Below are 20,790 nucleotides of genomic sequence, written 5' to 3'. Positions count from 1 at the left end.
CACATCCGTTTTATCACGAAATGGAACGCATAAAAAGGATTCACTCTTCCCACGCTAAGACTACTTAAATCATGAAATGCGGCGAGGAGGAAAACTTGTGAAATCTCGTACCCTATGGAGCATCCTAGGTGCAGCGTCAGTTCTTGGCGCGCTTCTGATCTTACTGTTCATCCCCGGTTCGAAACAGCCTGCTCCAACAGCTGAACCGGCACAGCCTTTAAGGCCCCAAGAGGAGAACAAGGCCAAGCACTTTACTATGCAAAGCGATATCCAGGCAACGGATCAACTAAACCGTATTGATGCAAAAGGTCATCTGCGCAGGATGCTGAACAATAACGCTTTGCGCAGCCCAGGTCAAATAAAAGCCTATACGCAAAAAGAACAAAAGTTTCACAAGCATTTTCAGCAAGTACGGTGGTATAACCTTAAGCAAAACACAATGACAGATATACAGGGTCTGCTTCCCAAAATGAGCAAAAAAGATAAAAAACTGATTACTAATCATTTCCAAATCGCGCAGCAGAAACTTAAACGGGGAGAAACTTATGATTCACCCAAGTTCAATGTCGCGGGACAGCCTTATTTTGTTGTTGCCGAGCCGTCCAAGGATGGCAAATATGGCGCCGCTGCTTTGGTTAATCAAGGCATACTGCATGAAGTAAGCAATCACCAGAAGCGGAATCTGCGATTAATTCCGTACCCAAAGGAAGGAAAATTCAAGGTCGAATCCATTCATGCGGATACCCTCTCCGACATCACCGTCAAAACCGGACATGATAATGAAAAGGCCAGTCACTTTTACGAAAATGAAATTGTGGTGTCCTTTCAAAATGAGCCGTCACAGCAGCAGCTCCTCGATATCTCTAAGGAAATATCGTGTGAAACTCCGAGGAAACTTGGCTATGCTTATGTTTTCCGTTCCAAGGATATGGACTACCTTAAACTCCGCTCCTATTTCGAGCAGAAGTGGAAACCCAAATATACCGAGCCTCACTACATCTATTTAACCAATGACCGCATCCATCAATCCAGGGTAAGCTCGGATTCCTTACCGGATGGAGCGAACGCGCAGGTCAATATCCCGAATGATTTGCTGTTTTCTGAGTATCAGTGGAATTTGCCCGTCATTGAGACGAACCGGGGCTGGGATTTGTCCAGGGGCAGTGAAGATGTGATCATTGCAGTCGTTGATACGGGAGTGGATCTTCAGCATTCCGATTTGAATGGGCAGTTGGTGGAAGGGTACAACATCGTAGATAAGGACAAGCAGCCCTTGGATGATGTTGGTCATGGAACGCATGTGGCCGGGATCATCGGCGCCCTGGTCAATAACGGTGAAGGTGTTGCCGGGGTAAGCTGGTACAACAAAATCATGCCGGTCAAAGCGCTTGACGGATCCGGATCAGGAACAACCTATGCCGTCGCAGAAGGGATTATTTGGGCGACAGATCACGGAGCCAAGGTGATCAATATGAGTTTAGGCAACTATGCGGACTCCCAGTTCCTGCATGATGCCGTGAAATATGCTTATGACCGTGACGTTGTCCTTGTTGCCGCCTCAGGCAATGACAACACGGAGCGCCCTGGTTATCCTGCCGCCTATCCGGAAGTGCTGGCCGTCGCCGCAACGGATTCCAATCAGAAGCGGGCGGAATATTCCAACTACGGCGATTATATCGACGTGGCTGCTCCAGGGACCAATATTGCAAGCACCTTTCCAGGGAATCAATACGCGGCTCTATCCGGAACCTCCATGGCTAGCCCCCACGCAGCTGCCATGGCCGGTCTCATTCGTTCCCTTAACCCTGACCTGACCAATCAGGAAGTCATGGACGCCATGATAAACCAAGCGGTCGATCTTGGCGATAAAGGAAAAGATAAATATTACGGTCATGGTCAGATTGATATTTTCCAATCCTTGAAATCGGTTGGCGCGCCCGAAGTCCCACTCCAAATGTGGCCAGGTCAAACGCTTCGGAATCTGGAGCGGGAGCTTCGCAAATTAAACAGCTCAAAGGAATAAAATAATCGAAATAAAGCAGCTTCCGCCTCGCTAGCGTTAGCTGCTTTATTCATACTCAGAGGCAAAGCGCCGTTACATTTATTTCTTGTGGCGGGAACGGCTAGCACGTGCTGCAGCTTTCTTCGAACGCTTGCCGGATACGGTAACTCCCCCATAGCCTGCCTTCTCGGATACGACTTCTTCTTCGCTGTACGTATATAGATGTTTTTCTACAGGTACACAGTGAATCTTATCCACCACTTTAATCGGATGAATAACGGGTACAATTTGCGGTACATAGTGGTCTCTAACGACAACGATCGGTTCGCACACTATCGGTGACACAGGAGGACATGGATTTTCGTTATAACAAGACATGTTTTTTGCATCTCCTTTCCGTTGATGATTATAGCTTATTACCCAAAGGGCTATTTGGTATGGACGATTATCCTTAAAGGGCGGATGAACTCCCAATATTTTCATTGGCCCATAAGAAAAACGTCTATCGATGTCGTTTCACAGAAGACAGATCGCGTTTAGAGGATATTTTTCTTGCGATTATCGAATGGTTCAGCTTCGCTGAAAACTTATACATTCTATAATCTTGAAAAAACGCGTATTTCCTTTACACACCTGATGAGGAATGTAAAGAAAATGCGCGTTTGTACCATTGCGATATCCGTAAAACAATATGTTGTTCAGTTGGGAAAGCTTTCCGTAAGCCGGGTTCTGTGCTCTTCGTGGTCATAGCGGGAACTACCCTGCCACCATGAGCGACAATCATCTATCTAGGCCGATCATTACTAATCGACTCAAGCGACCAACCCGGACGCGCCTCGGGCTAAGGCTGTCTCCTCGAAGGAAACTGCGTCCCATTAGGTCTTGCTCCAGGTGGGGTTTACCAGGAACGAAGTCACCAGCGTTCCTCGGGGTCTCTTACACCTCGGTTCCATCCTTGCCTGTGCCACCCTAAGGCGGCCATCGGCGGTCCATTTCTGTGGCACTATCCTTCAACTCGCGCTGACTGGACGTTATCCAGCACCCTGCCCTATGGAGCCCGGACTTTCCTCTCGCGGCTTTGACGCCGCCAGCGATTGTCTGTCAAACTTTCCGGACAACATTATATATTATACAGTGATTTGAAGCGGTACACAACCCATTAAACATTAACAACAACTGATTAATTTCCCAGCTTGGACGACGTAATGTTCATGGTCACGTGTTAAAAAGAGAACCCTTTTCCAAGTCTTACAATGCTGTTCTTTAAACGAACTGGAACGGCTCTGTATTGATGCGGGAAGCGACAACCCGGGTTTCGTACTTATGCTCCTGCAGTTTCTGCTCCATCCACTCGGCCACTTTGACCTTCATGATCTTCTCGGCATTATGACCCGGATCAATAATCGTAAGTCCCGCTGCAAGGGCATCCTGTGCCGTATGATAATCCACATCTCCCGTGACCAGCACATCAGCTCCTCGGAACAGTGCTTTCATCATGTAGCGTCCTCCGGAGCCCCCTATGACGGCCGCCTTGCGGATGGTTCGCTCGAGGTCACCTACGACACGAACATGAGGAACCTCCAGTTTCTCTTTTACCACGTCTACCAGCTCAGCCAACGTCTTAGGCTCCTTTAGCTTACCGACCCGGCCAAGACCAAGGGATCTACCCTTAAGATCCATCGCATACAGATCATAGGCAACCTCTTCATAAGGATGCGCCTTCAGCATGGCCTGGATCACTTTATTTCGGATGGCATGAGGAACAATCGTCTCGATCCGAACCTCATTTGCACGTTCCATCTTACCTTCCTTACCTAGAAAAGGATTACTGCCTTCTCGCGGAACATAGGTGCCAAAGCCCTCGATGTTGAAGCTGCAGTGGCTGTAATTTCCGATCCAGCCTGCACCAGCGCCGAGCACAGCATCCAGCACCTCTTGATGATGGCTCTTCGGCACAAATACCACCAGCTTGGACAACTGTTCATTATGCATATCATGAATAGGCGACGTATTCTCGATTGCCAAGGCTTCCGCCATCCAATCGTTCATCCCGCCTTCGGTTACGTCCAAATTGGTATGACTTATATATACCGCAATGTCGTGTTTGATCAGCTTCTCGTATACCTTGCCCATTGGCGTATCCGTCTGCAGTTGTTTCAGCGGACGGTATATAATTGCATGATGCGCGATAATCAGGTCAGCTCCAAGCTCGATGGCTTCATCCACTACTTCATCATTGACATCCAGTGCAATCAGCACCGTGAGAATGTCCTTTTGCAATGTTCCAAGCTGGAGTCCGATTCGGTCATCGGGTTCGGCCACGTGCTTCGGGGCCAATTGCTCCATGTATTGAATTACCGTTTGTCCTTTGGCAAGCATACCAGCACCTCCTGAATAAACTCGATATCCGATCGCATCTCACTCGCCTTATCGGCTGCCGTGGTGAGATCTGAACGGGAAAGCGATTGAAGAATATACCCTAGCTTCTCCATCTCCGACTTCCATTTATCGTAGAACACCGGACTCGGGGACTTCGTCAGCCAAGGTCCCATACGGAAAAGCCAGTCCGTGGATAGCTGGACACCGTCTCCAAACGTTCTTTCCGTGTAAACCTGCTCATTCGTCATGTCTGCTGTATGCGAAGGCTCGGCGATCAGCACTTCGTAAATTTTGCCATCTTCCTCTAGGATCAATTCCTCGATCAGCACCCAGCCATGGGAGTACAGCCATTTGCGCAAGATATCTTCTCCTACATTTGGCTGCAGAACCAGCCTGCGGACGCCATCCAGCTTATCGATGCCGCGGTCCAAAATCGCTGCAATTAAGCTGCCGCCCATACCGGCAATCGTAATGACGTCGGCCTCACCGGCAGAGAGTACGTTCAAACCGTCTCCTCTTCGCACGCTGATGACATCCGTCATCCCTGATTCGATGACCTGCTTGACAGCAGCATCATAAGGGCCGGGATTAACTTCACCGGCGATCGCTTGAATTGCAGCTCCGCTCTCTACGGCAGCCACAGGCAGCAGGGCATGATCGGAACCGATATCTGCAAGTCGGCTGCCGCGTGGAATCTTTTCCAGTATTTGCGTTAATCTTCTTGATAATTTCACGGTTGACACACCTTACCATTCCATATTTTCGTCCAAATCACGATCTATTCCTTACCCTAACAGAGACGATACCAAACTGCAAACCGGCAAAGCCGGTGAAAATAAGTTGTGCCAGGTCATTTGCAATGGGTCTGAAAAAGAGCTAAAATAAAGACCAATAAAACAAATGCAGGAAGAAATTCCATAACCAAGAAACTTATACATGCGATGCATGAATTCGAAAAAAAGGACCTGCTGCCGTTACTGCAGAAGGTCCGTGGATTAAGCTATTCGAGAAAATCCTTTAACCGCTTGCTGCGGCTTGGGTGACGAAGCTTACGGAGCGCTTTCGCTTCGATCTGCCGAATCCGTTCGCGTGTAACACCGAACACTTTGCCGACCTCTTCCAGTGTTCTCGTGCGCCCATCATCGAGTCCGAAACGAAGACGAAGGACATTCTCCTCGCGCTCTGTCAGCGTATCCAGCACATCTTCGAGCTGTTCCTTTAGAAGCTCGTAAGCAGCCGCATCCGCAGGAGCGAGCGCTTCCTGATCCTCGATGAAATCGCCAAGATGGGAATCGTCTTCTTCACCGATTGGCGTTTCCAGCGAAACCGGCTCCTGGGCAATCTTCATAATCTCCCGAACTTTCTCAACACTGAGTTCCATCTCTGCAGCAATTTCCTCCGGCGAAGGCTCGCGTCCGAGCTCCTGCAGAAGCTGTCTGGATACACGAATCAGTTTGTTGATGGTCTCCACCATATGCACAGGAATTCGGATGGTACGGGCCTGGTCAGCAATAGCACGGGTGATCGCTTGGCGAATCCACCAGGTTGCATACGTACTGAATTTGAAACCCTTTTTGTAATCGAACTTCTCCACGGCTTTGATCAAACCCATGTTGCCCTCCTGAATCAAATCCAGGAACAGCATTCCTCGTCCGACATAACGCTTCGCGATACTTACAACAAGACGCAGGTTGGCTTCAGCCAGACGGCGCTTGGCTTCCTCATCCCCCTGTTCAATCCGGTTGGCAAGTTCAATCTCATCATCAGCTGACAACAGCGGAACCCGTCCAATTTCCTTCAGGTACATCCGCACCGGATCGTTAATCTTAATCCCGGGAGGCAGTGAAAGATCGTCGTCAAACCCAAAATCCTCATTATCATGGGATTCAGAATCTCCCGATTGCCGGTGAGTACCCTCTTCATCATTCTCATTTACTACATCGATACCCAGGTCGGCCAGCTGCTCATAGAACTCTTCCATCTGCTCCGTGTCCTGATCAAATGGCGATAATTTCTCCATAATATCTTTATAGCTCAATACGGATCTCTTTTTACCCTGTTCAATCAACTGATCCTTGACTTGATCCAGCGTAAATTCCGTTTCTAGTTCAGTATGCTGATCATTCGCCATCATTCGACTCCCTCCTCCCTAGAAACAGCAATGTGCGGGGCTTCATTGTCTTTCTAGGGCGATAATCTCACTTGCAATTTGTGCGGCTCGCAAAAAATCACCTGAGCGCTCCGCTTTTATCATCTCTTCTTTTTTCTGGTCGATCTCTCTCTGCTGCGGAAATTTCAGCACCTCACGTATGCAATCATCGAGCACTTGAACATTCCACTCGGCTGGTGCTTCCATCATCATGATCGAGCTGACCGTCATTTCCAAACGATCGTCGTGGAGCGATGACATGAAACGGCTGATATCCGGAGATTTACCCTGTGCGTAAAAAGCATATAGATAAGCAGCAATTGCCGCATGATCTTCAATATTAAACGCTTCTCCCAGGCGATCGCCAACGTATCGCGCGGCTTCCGCATCCTGCAGCATCAGCGACAGCAGCCGCCGCTCTGCAGCATGGTAAGCAGGCAGAAGTACCGGGGCGGGCTGGCGCCCTTTTTTATGCCTACCATTATTCCACCTTTTTTCCTTATTATCCCCATCGCCCATCTTTTTTTGCATCGATTGCCGTAGCAGATTGCAATCCTGCTTAAGACTTTCGTAGGAAAGATGAAGCTCGGAGGACAATTCCCTCAAGTAAACTTCTCGTTCAGTTGAGGAATTCAGTACTGCGATAATGGGCAATGCCTCTTTGGCGTACGCAATCTTACCATCTTCTTCTAGCAGTATATGGTTTTTCTTCAGATATATAAGTCTAAATTTTGTTGTTGAAACAGCTGTTTCTACTACATGCCTGAAACGCTCGGCACCGAATTTGCGGATGTAATCATCGGGATCCATTCCTTCGTTCACCAAAGCGATTCGTACTCTGAGACCAACGCCTTCCAGCATTGGAATGACTTTTAACGCAGCAGCCATACCGGCTTTATCACCGTCATAGACAACAACAACTTCTTCAGCCACCGATTTCATGATTGCTACTTGGTTTTCCGTTAGAGAGGTCCCCATCGTTGCCACACCATTGTGAAGTCCTGCTTCCCATGACGAAATGACATCACCGTAACCTTCGAATAACAGAATTTGACGCAATTTGCGTATGGATGTCTTTGCCTGGTGCAGGTTGTACAATGTGCGGCTCTTATTAAATAGAAGTGTCTCCGGGGAATTCAGATACTTCGGTTGACCGTCCCCCAGTATTCTGCCAGCAAAAGCAATGACCTTGCCGCTGCGGTCATGTATCGGAAACATGATTCGTCCGCGAAAACGGTCGAGATAGCCTTCTTGTTCATTTCTTGCGGATAATAAACCGCCCTTTTCCATCTCTTTCAAGTCAAAGGCTCGCTTCGTCAGGAACTGAACGAGCGTGTCCCAACGATCTGGCGCATAACCGATTTGGAACTGGTCAATCATTTTGTCGCTCATTCCACGGGATCGTAAATACTTCATGGCTTCTGTACCATGCTCCGTATTCTTCAATAGGAAATGGTACAGCTTGGCGCTAAGCTCATAGGCTTCAATCAAACGTTCTTTTTCCGGATTACGAGGAATTACGGGAACTCCTTGACCTTCCGGCAACGAGATATCATTCTCTTCTGCCATTGTCTTTACGGCTTCGGGGAAAGAAAATCCTTCGATTTCCATTCTAAATTTAATGGCGTTTCCGCCCTTACCGCAGCCATAGCAGTAAAAGATTTGGCGTTCCGGTGTAACCGTAAAGGAAGGAGTCTTCTCTGAGTGAAACGGGCACAAGCCCTTCAGGTATTTCCCTTGTTTGGTAAGATGCACGTATTTGCTGACCGTGTCCACAATATCGCTTTTGGCCAGTACTTCCTCAATGACATCATCCGGAATATTACCTTGTCCGGTACTCATCCAAACCACCTTCATCTCTTTTGGCACGTAAATAGTATTCGCTACGGTTGGACATTCTCCTGCAATTCATGCAAAAGTTTTGTCAGTTTATGTTGAAAAAAACTCCGGTCTTCGTCAAGCAGTTTTTTGGGCCCTTTGCCATACTTTCCTTGCTTCCTCGCCTTCGCCTGATGGTGACGGGAATCCAGCATGAAATCGATATCCGCATTATGGAAAATACGACCACGAAAAGATATCACATGGCATGATTTGGCAAGCGCAAGTGCAGCCAGTCCATAATCCTGCGTCACCACGATATCCCCCCTGGATATGTGGTTAGCGATGTATAGATCCGCACTTTGATCACTCCGATCCACCTGGACCGTCGTAACCCCTTCTTCTGCCTGCTGCAGATGATCATAGGAAGAAACAAGCAGTACCGGCACACGAAATGTACGAGCAGTCTCTGCGATTTCCTTCTTGACTGGACATGCATCACCGTCAACCACGATCGAAATGGAGTTGCTTTCGTTCATTCGCATCACCGGCTTTTATCGTTAATCTTGGGATTCATCTTTATGCTGTATATTATTATATACGTCTTTGGCCGATTAAAATCCTGCTTCTAAGAAAAACGTCTATCGACGTACTTTCACAGAAGACAGACCGCGTATAGCGGAAGTTTTTCTTGCGAGATAAGGATGGTAAGCCTCTGAAGCTTATACTTTCTTATCTCTTCAAATAAACAATGACCCTCACTTGCTTGATTCGTCCGTTCATAGCGAAAGCGCCATCCCGTGCATAATCACGGGCTGTCGCTTTCACTGAACAATGCATTATAACATTAGTAAAATCATGCTGTCACTACTACCACACTAATTTTGTGAAATCGGCATAACGCTTCAAATCTCCATCAATACCGGAGAGCAGTGCGAGACGATTGGCCCGAACGGCTTCGTCCTCAGCCATGACCATAACGGAGTCGAAGAACCCGGTAATCGGTTCTTTGAGTCCACCCAGCAAGGACAATGAACGTTCACCGTCAGCAGCTTGCAGCGCTTCATGGTAATCTTCGCGGATCGCGCTCCAAGCTTCATAAAGCTTGCCTTCTTCCGTTTCCGTAAACAGTTCAGGATTGACCGCAGCCTTGCCGGCCTTGGCAGCCAAATTGCTGACCCTATTGAAGGATTCCACCGTCGCCTTGAAGTCCTGGACATGATCCACAGCATTCATCAGCGCGTGACCGCGGGATACAACCGACACCACATGATCAAATCCAGCGGTAATCACGGCATCCACCACATCATAACGCTGATCTTCGGACAGCAGCTTCTTCACGCGAAGCCCGAAGAACTCTTTAAGGTCCTTACGGATTTCATCCGTCGAGCGCTTCAATACGCGAATGTTCTCATGAACCTCCAGGGCCACGCCGAAGACGTCCGATAACGTCACCGGGAATTTGTGCTCCAAGATGATCTGAACGATGCCCGCAGCCTGACGGCGCAGTGCGTAAGGATCCTGGGAGCCTGTCGGAATGATGCCGATGGAGAAGCATCCCACAATCGTATCGATTTTATCCGCGATACTTACGATGGATCCCACCGAGGTGGAAGGCACTGCGTCACCGGCGAAGCGAGGCTGGTAATGCTCAAACACCGCTTTGGCGACCTGCTCCTTCTCACCGGCTTTTCTTGCATAATCCTCTCCCATAACCCCCTGCAGTTCAGGGAATTCATAAACCATCTGGCTCACCAGATCGAATTTGCAAATATCAGCTGCACGGCTCACAGAATCGGCTTCGTCAGCCGAAATGCTAAGCTTCGCGGACAACTGATCGGAAATCCGGCGGATTCTGCGGACTTTATCACCGATGGTCCCCAGCTCCTCATGGAAAACGATGCTCTCCAGCTTCGATAAGGCATCTTTGATCTGAAGCTTCTGATCTTCCTCATAGAAGAATTTGGCGTCCGACAAACGAGCCCGCAGCACCTTCTCATTCCCTCTTGCGATAACGTCAAGGGAACGGCTGTCTCCGCTGCGCACCGTTACGAAGAACGGAAGCAATTGTCCCTGCTTATCCAGTACAGGGAAATACCGCTGATGCTCACGCATTGAAGTAATTAATACTTCCTGCGGAATATGGAGAAATGAGGAGTCGAATGATCCATACAGCACAGTTGGAGTCTCAACCAGGAACAATACCTCTTCGAGCAAATCATCCTTGATGGCGATATTCCAATCCTTCTCTTTGGCCAATGCCTGAATCTGCGACACAATCATCTCTTGGCGTTCATTCACGTCTACGATGACATGCTGCTCGCGCAATACATCGCGGTAAGCGGATGCCTCAGGAATAACGGCTTCTCCGCCAAGGAAACGGTGACCACGGGTCACGTTGCCCGCCTTCACGCCCGTAATTTCCAGATCAATCGTCTCACTGCCGAGCAAAGCGACCATCCACTTAATCGGACGAACGAATTTAAATTCGTGCGCCCCCCAGCGCATATTTTTCGGAAATGTCATCGAAGTCAAAATGCCAAGAAGTCCTTCGGACAGGATCGACTTCGTATCCACGCCGACGCTGTTCTTCGTCACATAGATATACTCTACCCCGCCGAGCTCCTTAAACGTAAAACTCGCGGGATCTACGCCCTGGCTTTTTGCAAAGCCAAGCGCTGCCTTGCTCCACTGTCCGCTATCATCCAATGCGATCTTACGGGAAGGCCCTTTCACTTCTTCGCTGACGTCCTCTTGTTTGTCCGCAACGTTCTGTACCCATACCGCCAAACGCCGCGGCGTAGCATATGCCGTTACTTCGCCATGTCCGATTCTGGAAGCATCCAGCCATTTGACCAATTTGTCTTGAAGCTGTTCCATCGCGGCGCGCAGAAATCTCGCCGGGACTTCTTCCAGACCGATTTCAAACAATAAATCCTTAGACATGGTCTGCGCCCCCTTTCTTAATCAGCGGGAAGCCCAGCTTCTCGCGCTCCTCCAAATATGTGGCTGCAACCTGACGAGCCAGGTTTCGCACGCGCATAATGTATCCCGTTCTCTCCGTTACACTGATCGCCCCTCTGGCATCCAGCAGGTTAAACGTGTGGGAGCATTTTAGAACATAATCGTACGCCGGGAATACTAAATTTTGGTTCATTGCTTTGTTCGCTTCTTCTTCATACATGTTAAACAGCGTAAACAGCATCTTCACGTCGGATACTTCAAAAGTGTACTTCGAATGCTCGAATTCCGGCTGATGGAATACGTCTCCATAGGTGATGCCGTCTACCCATTCCAGATCAAACACGTTCTCTTTATCCTGGATGTAGGAGGCAAGACGCTCCATACCATAGGTAATCTCTACAGCGACTGGGCTAGCGTCAATGCCGCCAACCTGCTGGAAGTACGTAAACTGCGTAATTTCCATACCATCCAGCCATACTTCCCAGCCAAGGCCCCATGCACCAAGCGTCGGCGCTTCCCAATTGTCCTCAACAAAACGGATGTCATGATCAAGCGGGTTGATGCCAAGACGCTTCAAGCTCTCCAAATACAGCTCTTGAATATTGTCCGGCGAAGGTTTCAAAATGACCTGAAATTGGTGATGCTGATACAGACGGTTCGGGTTCTCTCCATAGCGGCCGTCAGCAGGGCGACGGGAAGGCTCTACATAAGCCACATTCCAAGGCTCGGGTCCGATCGAACGCAAATATGTCATCGGGTTCATCGTACCGGCACCCTTTTCCGTGTCGTACGGCTGCACGATGATGCAATTCTGTTCTGCCCAAAATTGCTGCAGCGTCAAAATCATCTGCTGAAAATTCATGATTTTAGCTCCTTTACATTCTTTTTCTAATTCATTCCGTCATACGTATCCATTCTCTGTACAACAAAAAGCTCTCGCCCTACGCCTGTTGTACAGACATAGGGACGAGAGCTGTAGCTTCCCGCGGTTCCACCCTACTTGGCCCTGCCGCGTCGCCTACAGAATCTTGGTCTTCAGCGATCAACAAAACCCACTTTATCGTTTCATCATGCTCCCGGGTGCCCTGTTCATGAATATCTCCCACCAGGCTTCCACCGCCCCCGGCTCGCTATTTCGCGGATCGATCATTCACTACTTTCCCGTTCAATGCATGTCAGTATTCAAAAAACTAATAAACTGATAAATATAATACCTCATTCTATATCTTACGTCAAATATTGTACTTGTCCATTTGATCCAAAAAGTTTTGTGATTTCAGACGCAGCCCAAGCTGCATATCCATCAAGGCCCGCATGATTTTTTTGAGCTCGGCCTTCGTTTCGTCCTTTACATCCACATTGCCGAGCCGTCTTAAATCCAGCCGTCCAAACAGGCGGAGCAGCTTCAACGTTCTGGGCGAAATCGCCATCGCCGGCGGATCCAGATGTTTGCAGTAACGGCACAGGACGCCGCCAAGACGGGGGCTCACCAGCATATCCTCGTCTTTTCTCGGCTGATTGCACGAGATGCACACATCCAGCTCCGGCCCGTACCCTGCGGCCTGCAGAATTTTCATCTCGTACAGATTGATGATAATTTGAGGATCCTTATCCTCCTGAAGAGCCTCCAGACAAGCTTTGAGCTGATGAAACCAAAAAGCGCCCGTCTCCTCATCCTGCAGCACCCGATCCAAGAGCTCGCAAGCATAAGAAGCATAGGCGGCTTTCACAAGATCCTCCCTGAGCCCGTGATGAGACTCCATGATCTCACCGGCATTCAAGTTGCCGAGCCCCGTACCATTTCGGAAGAAAACATACTCTCCATAGGTAAATAGCTGTGTCAGAGCAGCATGTCGGCTTTTCACCTTTTTTGCTCCTCTGACCAGCACGCCTACCTTGCCCGATTCTTTGGTGCAAAGTGTAATGATTTTGTTCCCTTCACCGTAGTCCATGCTGCGGATGACAATCCCTTCCGCCCGATATAGCATGCGCTTTCCCCCAACCATTCCTGGAACAACCAATAATTACTCGTCTTCTTCATGCGGGGCCGCCTCATCTTCAACGGATGCAGCTGTAAGAACCGACTCACCCTCGGTTTGCTTATACAGCAAATACGCATCGACATCTCCAGTCATCGCAAAATACTTCCACGAAAAATCTCGCATTCGTATTCATCCTCTCTTCGGAAATGACGTTTCGCATCTACGAAAATTAGGATGTGCGCCTAGAGCAGATTTATGAAATGCAATTGTTGGCAGGCGGCGCCGTGTATGATTTGGCTCCGATTTGCACTACGGCTTTATTCCCCGCGGTGAAATCCGAGATCGCGAAGAACGCGTTCTTGGTTGCGCCAATCTTTTTTAACCTTCACCCAGAGTTCCAAGAAAATCTTGGACCCGAGCAGCCTTTGAATATCCTGACGAGCTTGTCTGCCAACTTCTTTTAGCAGAGCACCCTGCTTGCCAATAATGATGCCCTTTTGGGAGTCGCGTTCTACAAAAATCACGGCTGAAATATATACGGTTCCGTTCTCCTCCACCCGCATATCCTCGATGGTAACCGCAATGGAATGAGGAATTTCCTCTCTTGTCATATGCAAAATTTTCTCGCGAATTAGCTCTGCGCACACGAACTGCTCCGGATGATCCGTCACCTGGTCTTCAGGATAATACTGCGGGCCAGGAGGCAAATATTTCTGTATCTGTTCAAGCAGCGTATCGACATTGTTGCCGAGCTTCGCGGAAATCGGGACGATCTCTGCAAAATCATGCAGCTTCCGATATTGCTCAATCAGAGGCAGCAGAGCGGGCGGCTCAATCTTGTCGATTTTGTTCATGACCAGGATGATCGGAGTCTTGATCTTCTGCAGCTGCTCGGCGATATAACGGTCTCCCCCACCGATTCCCTCGGAAGCGTCTACCAGAAACAAGGCGGCTTCAACTTCGCCCAGCGTGCTCAAAGCGGTCTGATTCATGTAATCCCCGAGCTTGGATTGACGTTTATGAATTCCCGGCGTATCCAGAAACACCACTTGGGAATCGTTGGTCGTATAAACGCCATGAATTTTATTCCGTGTTGTTTGCGGTTTGTCCGACATGATGGCAATCTTCTGACCGATCACCTGGTTCATCAGCGTTGATTTCCCTACGTTTGGTCTTCCGATTATAGCCACAAACCCGGACTTAAATTGTTTTTTTTGCATACCATTCCTCCGCTACTGTTCCTATATCTACATGTTGGGTAAACCTTGTTCATTTGCAAACTTACTGCTTGTTTAAATCCCAAGGACCAAACGCTCCCGGCAGCAGTTCACTGACGGTCGTCTCCTTGATGTCACCCTTCATATTTCCCATGATCACCTTCATATCCGGCTTGCACAGCTCCACCAGCACTTGCCGGCATACCCCGCAAGGCGTGCACGGGCCTTCCGTATCGGCAACGATGGCAATGGCCTGGAAGCTTCCTGCTTCATGACCATCGGCAATCGCACGGAACAATGCTGTACGCTCAGCGCAATTGGTAGGGCCATATGCGGCATTCTCTACATTACAGCCAAGATGTACCTCTCCGTGCGAATCGAGCAGGGCTGCCCCCACCCCAAATGCCGAATAGGGTATGTACGCCCGCGTACGTGCTTTAATCGCTTCCTGCATTAATAATCCTGCATCCATATCCAGTTCCTCCTATTGTTCAACTTGTCATTGATTGTATCCATTCCCATAGCGGTTCATAGAAGACCAGAATGCCGATTACGACGGCAAACACCGCTGCAACTAACGCTGCACCGGCTGCTGTATCCTTAGCCACCCGAGCTAAAACATGTTCTTCTGGCGAGATCAGATCGATAATGGCCTCTACTGCAGTATTCACCAGCTCCGCGATAAATACGAGAGCAATCGCCAATAACAAAAACAACCAGCTCATTCGATCCAATTGCAGCAAAGCTGCTGCGATGAATACAATCAAGGCAGCAGCAATGTGGATTTTCATATTGCGTTCCGTTTGTACAGCCGTCAAGATGCCGCGTATCGCGCACCCAAATGCCCTGTATAACGATTGTCTGTGCGGCTTCACTATCTTGTCAATCCTACTTCTGCAAGTACAGCCTCCTGCTTGCCCATCATTTCCGCTTCGCTCGCCTCATCCTGATGATCATATCCGAGCAAATGCAGAAATCCATGAACGAACAGAAAACCAAGCTCCCGTTCCAAGGAATGACCATATTCTTCGCTTTGCAGCTTCGCCCGAGGGACCGAGATAATGATATCACCCAGAACATCCGGCACGCTCTCCAGATCTTCTCCCTCTTCGATCTCATAAATGATCTCGAGCTCATCGTTCGTAATCTCATTCATTGCAAAGGAGAGAACGTCGGTCGGACGATCGATTCCACGATACTCCCGATTCAATTCATGGATCTGCTCATCATCGACAAAAGTCAGATCCACCTCTCCATCGGTTACGCCTTCAGCCTCTCCGGCCTTCTGAAGAATCACTTCAAGCAGGGCGATCAATTCCTCGCTAATCTGAAAATCCTCTTGTTCATTATTCCATGCCAGCTGCAGGCTCATTCTTATACGCTCCTTCTCTGTTCCTCACTCGTTGCGGATGTCTCGGAAGCAGTCGAGATATCGCCATTTGGTGCGGACGGCTTGGGACGCTTCACATCTTCCGGATATTCGATCCGGGAATGGAAAATCCCCATCACCGTTTCCTTTAATGTCTTGGCGATAATATCCAGTTCCTTCATCGTTAAATCACAATCATTAAACTGATGGTCATCCAGACGACCTTTGATAATCTTCTCGATCATCGATTCAACCTGTTCCACCGTCGGTTTACGCAATGAACGGACAGCCGCTTCCACGCTGTCGGCTATGCCGACAATCGCAGACTCCTTGGATTGAGCCTTCGGTCCTGGATAACGGAAATCATCTTCGGTGAAATCCGGTTCGATGCCCTGCTCTTCAGCCTGACGAACCGCTTTATGATAAAAATAGTGTAAAAACGTTGTGCCATGGTGCTGCTCTGCGATATCCCGTATCGGTTTAGGCAGCTTGTACTCCTTGAGCATTTCTACGCCATCCCTTGCGTGAGCAACGATAATGGATTTGCTCAGCTTCGGTTCAATGGAATCATGCGGGTTCTCCATATTGTTCTGGTTCTCGATGAAATAGATCGGACGCTTAGTTTTTCCGATATCATGATAATAGGAACCGACGCGGCACAGCAGTCCGTTGGCGCCAATCGCTTCCGCCGCAGCTTCGGACAAATTTCCGACCATGACACTGTGATGATAAGTGCCCGGCGTCTCCGTCAACAATTTGCGGAGCAGCGGATGGTTCGGGTTCGATAATTCCACCAGCTTCAGCGCCGACAGAATACCGAAGGTTACTTCGAAGAACGGCATTAACCCGATAACCAGGATGGCCGTTAACAAGCCGCCCGCGATGGCAAAACCGATCGAATACAGCGTTTCGCTCGTAGTCCATGTATCGTTATTGAGCAGCAGCATGATAAACACGATCAATGAGCCGAAGAGAGAAGCCATAATACCGCCCTTCAGCATCGTCGACCGCTGGCTCGCGCGGTGAATCGAGAAGATCGCCACGCAAGAAGTCACGGCTGCGAATAACCCGAACTTGAAGTCAAACAATTCGCCTTGGACGTTCAATATAACACTTGCCATGATGCTGAAAATGATGACGCTGAAATAGGCCAGCGAGGTTTCCAACAGCAGGGTAATCAGAATCGCGCCAATCGCGACAGGTGCAAGATATCCAACATACATCTGGGAATCGCTTTGCAGAAATGCGGTCAAATGCATGGGGATCAGCGTGATCACATACACCAGGACCAGCATTAGCAGCTGCGAGTTGTTATATTTGAATTTACCGGGTTCCGACTGCCGGATGAAATTGAGTATGCCAAGAGACAGCAAGACGGACAGAAGCAGAACGCCCAGCTCCGGCCAGTAATTAATATCGTCCTTCAGCAGGCCATTTTTACCAAGCAGCTCGTAAAGCTCCGGTGTGATCATCTGGCCCTTCGCTACGAGGATATCCCCTTGTTTGATAAATACGGGCGGGGTATTCTCTCTGGCCTCAACCTTCGCATTCTTCGTGGCAACCTCATCATAGAACTTGTTGGCCGTAATCGTTAAACTCGCCAATTCCTGAACGACTTCCCTGGCGGTCCGATCATTCAACGAGCTTGTGTTCACTCTCTCCGCCACGCGGGTACGGGCCGTATCGGCATCCACGATTTCGTTCAGCATCAGCCTGGATACAATCTCGCGAGCTACAGGCTTCATCTGAATAATATCTTCCGAATTCAACCTCGGTATCTTAATGAACGTTTCCTCAGGGATCCGATAGGTTTGTTCTTCGATAACCCGCTGCATTTCCTGAAGCAGCTCTTTGGAATAAGCTTCATTCGTGCTGTTGGCCGACACGAAGTTTTGCACGAATTCTCGGGCCATCCTCGGAATTTCTCTGCGATAAACTTCCACCTTTTCCGCGGAGCTTATATCCACGTCCTGATTCACACGTTCAATGCGATCAAGGATTTGTGTAACGAGAACGTCATTCCGCAGAGGAACGAGAGGGTAAATCGGCTGTACGTTCTCCGCCGCCGCCTCCTGTGCCTTCAGCGTTGCCTTGCTATCCTCAATTTGCACGGGCGCCACGATATTTTTTTCGCTTTTCGTATTGACCTGTATGTCATACCGTTCCGGTAAAAGCTTGGATGCTAGACTGATATAAAAGAGTAAAGCAAGCAGCAAAAACAGAATATAGCGTGTTGCCACGCTATATTTCCATCCGCTGTTTTTACCCCATATGGACTTGTCCGTCGATGGTTCTTTGGAGGCCATTGCGACAATCCCCTTTAATCTTGGTTTTCTGCTGCTTTATCATAAGCGACGATGATTTTTTGTACTAAAGAGTGACGTACGACATCCTGTTCGGCAAAATAGACGAATCCGACTTCCTCAATTTCGCTTAATATCCTTTTAGCTTCGATAAGTCCTGATTTCTTGCCCCGCGGCAGGTCAATCTGGGTTACGTCCCCTGTTATGACCATCTTCGAGCCGAATCCAAGCCGTGTCAGAAACATCTTCATCTGTTCCGGTGTGGTATTCTGTGCTTCATCCAAAATAATAAATGAATCATCCAGCGTCCGCCCGCGCATATAAGCAAGCGGCGCGATTTCAATCAACCCACGCTCTAGTGCCTTGGCCGTTTGATCCGGGCCCATGACGTCGTATAGGGCATCGTACAACGGTCTGAGATAAGGGTCAACCTTCTCCTGCAGATCTCCCGGCAAGAAGCCCAAGCTCTCTCCAGCCTCGACTGCCGGCCTTGTCAGAATGATCCGTTTGACGGATCCTTCCTTCAGTGCGGCAACAGCCAGAACAACGGCCAAGTAGGTTTTCCCTGTTCCGGCAGGACCGATACCGAATACAATATCCCGTTTCTTGATGGTGGTCACATAGTGCTTTTGACCGATGGTTTTCACACGAATAGGCTTACCCTTGAAGGTTGTCGTGATTTCGCCCTTGTACAGATCCAGCAATTGATCCGCTCTCAGATCCTTGGCAAGTTCTACTGCATAAAGAATATCACGCTCGGTCAAAATGTAGCCGTTGCGCACAAGCTGGAGCAGCACTTCAAACAGCTGCTGAAGACTCTCCACATTTCGATGTTGTCCCCGAATGGTGATGACCGCTTCCCGTGAATCAATCGTCGCAGGAATTTCTTTTTCGATTAATTTAAGAAATGTATCTTGTGGTCCGAATAAGGACAGACCTTCTGACGCGCTTTGAAGTAAAATTTGAATGCTGGTCGTTTGCTGTGACAAATAGCCTCATTCTCCTTGATCATATACTATGGGAAGTTCTTTCGCGATGGTCTCTTCCACCTCAAAAAGCACTTTCATATAAACTTTACCATTCTCTTTCTTATCATGCAAAATTTTTTGGCTCACGAATTTGGAATCCGCCCCATATTTCGCCAAAATATCCCGGCGTGCCCCCTCGATTCCTTCTTTCTTGGCTTCAGCCTCGCTTATGGTCCGCTGGACCTCGGTAACCTCCATGATCTTTTCCGTCATCCAGCCGAGCGGCAGCACGCGCGTCCTCCAAGTAAGCGGATCATAGAAAGTCAAGGTCTCCTGCTTCGAAAACGGAATATCCCCGTAGCCCCACAACTGGACGGCCCGATCGCCAAATACGATATAGGAGCGCTTCTTCCCTTCCCCCGTATAAACTTTATGAGTCTTCACCAATGGAATCTCGATATCGTATTCATGCCATACAAGGCCTTTCACTTCCCCTTTGGCTACAATTCGTTCCGAGTTTTCTTCATCGCCAAGGACACCGGAGATCAGAACGTCGCCCTTCTTTACCCGGTTGTTAATCCCTACTTTAGGAACCCCCTTCTCGGTGTAAATATGGGTGATGACAGCGTCCTGCGTACTGATCAGATGCCTTGGGCTCTGAAGCGGCGGTTTCTCCGGTACAGCCGCCTCTACGATCTGTATACGTATGCGCGTCCCGTTGCGTTCCACCCCTACCCATGAAGTTCCCGGGAGGCGGGCCGTCATATTCCCGGACAGCTTGTCCAGCGATTGCAGCTTGAATATCCATTGAAACGGGTAGATCCCTTCCAACTTGGCCGCATCTAGCACATCTTCTGAAGCGATGGTTTCATTCCCCTCTACTTCCACGTTCCACACCATCGAGGAAAGTGTCAGCAGGATCATAAAAAACGCAACAACGCCGATAACAAACGCTTTGCGTTTCAGCAGGCGGTGAGCTTTGAAGGGGGATCCGTAGCGCCCCTTAATGCGCGTACGGCAGCCTGTCCGTTTTAACAGCGGACGGAGCCCTCTGAAATCCTTCAGCAGCAGCTTAAGCTCTGCTGAGTGAGCCCCTGTCGGTTTTACATCCCAAACCGGAATCCCCGCCTCCGCCAATGAATTGATGAATGTTTCCACATGCTCACCGCGAACAGCGAGCTTCAAATATCCTCGAAGATGGATCATCGTCGGAATCTTCACGGTTTCTCCCCCGTTCCTATGTATTGAATATGATGAATGGTGCCAATGATGGTCACTTCATGACTTTGAATAGCCTGAATCGCAAGTCCGGTCCCCGAAATCTCCAAAGAACCCTGCGTTAAAGACAACACAAGTCGCTCCTCAGAAAAATGCCGGACTCCGCGATGATTTTCGATATGCAGCTCTTTATTGCCAATCAGGGTCAACCGCGGCAAATCAAATAACAGGTCCTGTGGCAAATCAAGCATTTCTTGGGTCCATTTCTGCAGCTTGCGGCTGATGCGGGACATATGGAGACTTTCCCCCTTCCTGTACTGTACACCTTATGCCCCAAGAAGCTGTTTTATGAGATGAAAAGTAAAAAGACCGCCCCGTCAAAAAATCTGACGAGGCGGTCTCCCGCTTCTATGAATCTATT

At 49.0% G+C, this 20,790-nt stretch carries 19 protein-coding genes and 1 other RNA gene; 1 reads left to right on the top strand and 19 read right to left on the bottom strand.

Annotated features, from left to right (window positions below):
* The first annotated feature begins 97 nt into the window (after positions 1-97).
* Entirely contained in the window at positions 98-2,023 is a 1,926-nt protein-coding gene (locus MHH48_RS09645) for a S8 family peptidase (RefSeq protein WP_083659535.1), read from the top strand.
* 78 nt (positions 2,024-2,101) lie between these two features.
* Here MHH48_RS09645 and MHH48_RS09640 read toward each other — a convergent pair whose 3' ends face one another.
* The 19 genes from MHH48_RS09640 to yqfC form a co-directional block, all read right to left on the bottom strand.
* A complete protein-coding gene (locus MHH48_RS09640; RefSeq protein ID WP_076320602.1) occupies positions 2,102-2,380 on the bottom strand; it encodes a hypothetical protein in 279 nt (92 codons plus the stop codon).
* A 325-nt stretch (positions 2,381-2,705) separates the two neighbouring features.
* An RNA gene (gene rnpB / locus MHH48_RS09635) (RNase P RNA component class A) lies at positions 2,706-3,112 on the bottom strand.
* A 153-nt stretch (positions 3,113-3,265) separates the two neighbouring features.
* Positions 3,266-4,381: a Nif3-like dinuclear metal center hexameric protein gene (locus tag MHH48_RS09630; RefSeq protein WP_076320601.1), complete on the bottom strand. Its 1,116-nt coding sequence runs from the start codon at positions 4,379-4,381 to the stop codon at positions 3,266-3,268.
* Complete coding sequence (locus MHH48_RS09625) at positions 4,357-5,115, bottom strand: tRNA (adenine(22)-N(1))-methyltransferase TrmK (protein WP_076320600.1); 759 nt, start codon at positions 5,113-5,115, stop codon at positions 4,357-4,359. The genes MHH48_RS09630 and MHH48_RS09625 overlap by 25 nt, the downstream gene beginning before the upstream one ends.
* Before the next feature lie 266 nt (positions 5,116-5,381).
* Positions 5,382-6,512 (bottom strand): RNA polymerase sigma factor RpoD, encoded by a 1,131-nt coding sequence (rpoD, locus tag MHH48_RS09620; RefSeq protein WP_076321292.1) that lies wholly within the window; start codon positions 6,510-6,512, stop codon positions 5,382-5,384.
* A 42-nt stretch (positions 6,513-6,554) separates the two neighbouring features.
* Positions 6,555-8,372, bottom strand: coding sequence for a DNA primase (gene dnaG, locus MHH48_RS09615; protein ID WP_076320599.1), 1,818 nt, complete (start codon positions 8,370-8,372; stop codon positions 6,555-6,557).
* Positions 8,373-8,413: 41 nt separating this feature from the next.
* Positions 8,414-8,893: a YaiI/YqxD family protein gene (locus MHH48_RS09610; RefSeq protein WP_076320598.1), complete on the bottom strand. Its 480-nt coding sequence runs from the start codon at positions 8,891-8,893 to the stop codon at positions 8,414-8,416.
* A 325-nt stretch (positions 8,894-9,218) separates the two neighbouring features.
* The gene (gene glyS / locus MHH48_RS09605) at positions 9,219-11,294 is read right to left on the bottom strand and encodes a glycine--tRNA ligase subunit beta (RefSeq protein ID WP_076320597.1); all 2,076 of its coding nucleotides are present in this window, start codon (positions 11,292-11,294) and stop codon (positions 9,219-9,221) included.
* Positions 11,287-12,174: a glycine--tRNA ligase subunit alpha gene (glyQ, locus tag MHH48_RS09600; protein ID WP_071223067.1), complete on the bottom strand. Its 888-nt coding sequence runs from the start codon at positions 12,172-12,174 to the stop codon at positions 11,287-11,289. Before glyQ ends, glyS begins: the two co-directional genes overlap by 8 nt.
* A gap of 370 nt (positions 12,175-12,544) precedes the next feature.
* Complete coding sequence (gene recO / locus MHH48_RS09595; RefSeq protein ID WP_076320596.1) at positions 12,545-13,300, bottom strand: DNA repair protein RecO; 756 nt, start codon at positions 13,298-13,300, stop codon at positions 12,545-12,547.
* A 36-nt stretch (positions 13,301-13,336) separates the two neighbouring features.
* Positions 13,337-13,477 (bottom strand): YqzL family protein, encoded by a 141-nt coding sequence (locus tag MHH48_RS09590; protein ID WP_076320595.1) that lies wholly within the window; start codon positions 13,475-13,477, stop codon positions 13,337-13,339.
* Between the two features lie 134 nt (positions 13,478-13,611).
* Entirely contained in the window at positions 13,612-14,514 is a 903-nt protein-coding gene (gene era, locus MHH48_RS09585; protein ID WP_076320594.1) for a GTPase Era, read from the bottom strand.
* A 61-nt stretch (positions 14,515-14,575) separates the two neighbouring features.
* Positions 14,576-14,983 (bottom strand): cytidine deaminase, encoded by a 408-nt coding sequence (cdd, locus tag MHH48_RS09580; RefSeq protein ID WP_076320593.1) that lies wholly within the window; start codon positions 14,981-14,983, stop codon positions 14,576-14,578.
* 19 nt (positions 14,984-15,002) lie between these two features.
* Entirely contained in the window at positions 15,003-15,386 is a 384-nt protein-coding gene (locus MHH48_RS09575; protein WP_076320592.1) for a diacylglycerol kinase family protein, read from the bottom strand.
* Positions 15,386-15,883: an rRNA maturation RNase YbeY gene (ybeY, locus tag MHH48_RS09570; protein WP_076320591.1), complete on the bottom strand. Its 498-nt coding sequence runs from the start codon at positions 15,881-15,883 to the stop codon at positions 15,386-15,388. The genes MHH48_RS09575 and ybeY overlap by 1 nt, the downstream gene beginning before the upstream one ends.
* 2 nt (positions 15,884-15,885) lie before the next feature.
* Positions 15,886-18,186, bottom strand: coding sequence for an HDIG domain-containing metalloprotein (locus MHH48_RS09565; RefSeq protein ID WP_076320590.1), 2,301 nt, complete (start codon positions 18,184-18,186; stop codon positions 15,886-15,888).
* 14 nt (positions 18,187-18,200) lie between these two features.
* The gene (locus tag MHH48_RS09560) at positions 18,201-19,172 is read right to left on the bottom strand and encodes a PhoH family protein (protein ID WP_076320589.1); all 972 of its coding nucleotides are present in this window, start codon (positions 19,170-19,172) and stop codon (positions 18,201-18,203) included.
* A gap of 6 nt (positions 19,173-19,178) precedes the next feature.
* Complete coding sequence (gene yqfD, locus MHH48_RS09555; RefSeq protein WP_076320588.1) at positions 19,179-20,372, bottom strand: sporulation protein YqfD; 1,194 nt, start codon at positions 20,370-20,372, stop codon at positions 19,179-19,181.
* Positions 20,369-20,662 (bottom strand): sporulation protein YqfC, encoded by a 294-nt coding sequence (yqfC, locus tag MHH48_RS09550; RefSeq protein WP_071222936.1) that lies wholly within the window; start codon positions 20,660-20,662, stop codon positions 20,369-20,371. Before yqfC ends, yqfD begins: the two co-directional genes overlap by 4 nt.
* Between the last annotated feature and the right edge of the window lie 128 nt (positions 20,663-20,790).

The sequence above is a fragment of the Paenibacillus sp. FSL F4-0100 genome, from assembly GCF_037993005.1.
Lineage (GTDB): Bacteria > Bacillota > Bacilli > Paenibacillales > Paenibacillaceae > Paenibacillus_AQ.
The sequence above is the reverse complement of the archived record's forward strand: the minus strand, read 5'-3'. Positions and strand labels throughout refer to the sequence as shown.

What these genes read in the sequence shown, in the direction of transcription:
- rpoD (WP_076321292.1), bottom strand. Translation starts at nt 6,512, where the DNA reads ATGGCGAATGATCAGCATACTGAACTAGAAACGGAATTTACGCTGGAT.
- glyS (WP_076320597.1), bottom strand. Translation starts at nt 11,294, where the DNA reads ATGTCTAAGGATTTATTGTTTGAAATCGGTCTGGAAGAAGTCCCGGCG.
- MHH48_RS09610 (WP_076320598.1), bottom strand. Translation starts at nt 8,893, where the DNA reads ATGCGAATGAACGAAAGCAACTCCATTTCGATCGTGGTTGACGGTGAT.
- recO (WP_076320596.1), bottom strand. Translation starts at nt 13,300, where the DNA reads ATGCTATATCGGGCGGAAGGGATTGTCATCCGCAGCATGGACTACGGT.
- yqfC (WP_071222936.1), bottom strand. Translation starts at nt 20,662, where the DNA reads ATGTCCCGCATCAGCCGCAAGCTGCAGAAATGGACCCAAGAAATGCTT.
- era (WP_076320594.1), bottom strand. Translation starts at nt 14,514, where the DNA reads ATGCAAAAAAAACAATTTAAGTCCGGGTTTGTGGCTATAATCGGAAGA.
- MHH48_RS09640 (WP_076320602.1), bottom strand. Translation starts at nt 2,380, where the DNA reads ATGTCTTGTTATAACGAAAATCCATGTCCTCCTGTGTCACCGATAGTG.
- ybeY (WP_076320591.1), bottom strand. Translation starts at nt 15,883, where the DNA reads ATGAGCCTGCAGCTGGCATGGAATAATGAACAAGAGGATTTTCAGATT.
- cdd (WP_076320593.1), bottom strand. Translation starts at nt 14,983, where the DNA reads ATGGATGCAGGATTATTAATGCAGGAAGCGATTAAAGCACGTACGCGG.
- MHH48_RS09630 (WP_076320601.1), bottom strand. Translation starts at nt 4,381, where the DNA reads ATGCTTGCCAAAGGACAAACGGTAATTCAATACATGGAGCAATTGGCC.
- dnaG (WP_076320599.1), bottom strand. Translation starts at nt 8,372, where the DNA reads ATGAGTACCGGACAAGGTAATATTCCGGATGATGTCATTGAGGAAGTA.
- MHH48_RS09590 (WP_076320595.1), bottom strand. Translation starts at nt 13,477, where the DNA reads ATGCGAGATTTTTCGTGGAAGTATTTTGCGATGACTGGAGATGTCGAT.
- MHH48_RS09565 (WP_076320590.1), bottom strand. Translation starts at nt 18,186, where the DNA reads ATGGCCTCCAAAGAACCATCGACGGACAAGTCCATATGGGGTAAAAAC.
- glyQ (WP_071223067.1), bottom strand. Translation starts at nt 12,174, where the DNA reads ATGAATTTTCAGCAGATGATTTTGACGCTGCAGCAATTTTGGGCAGAA.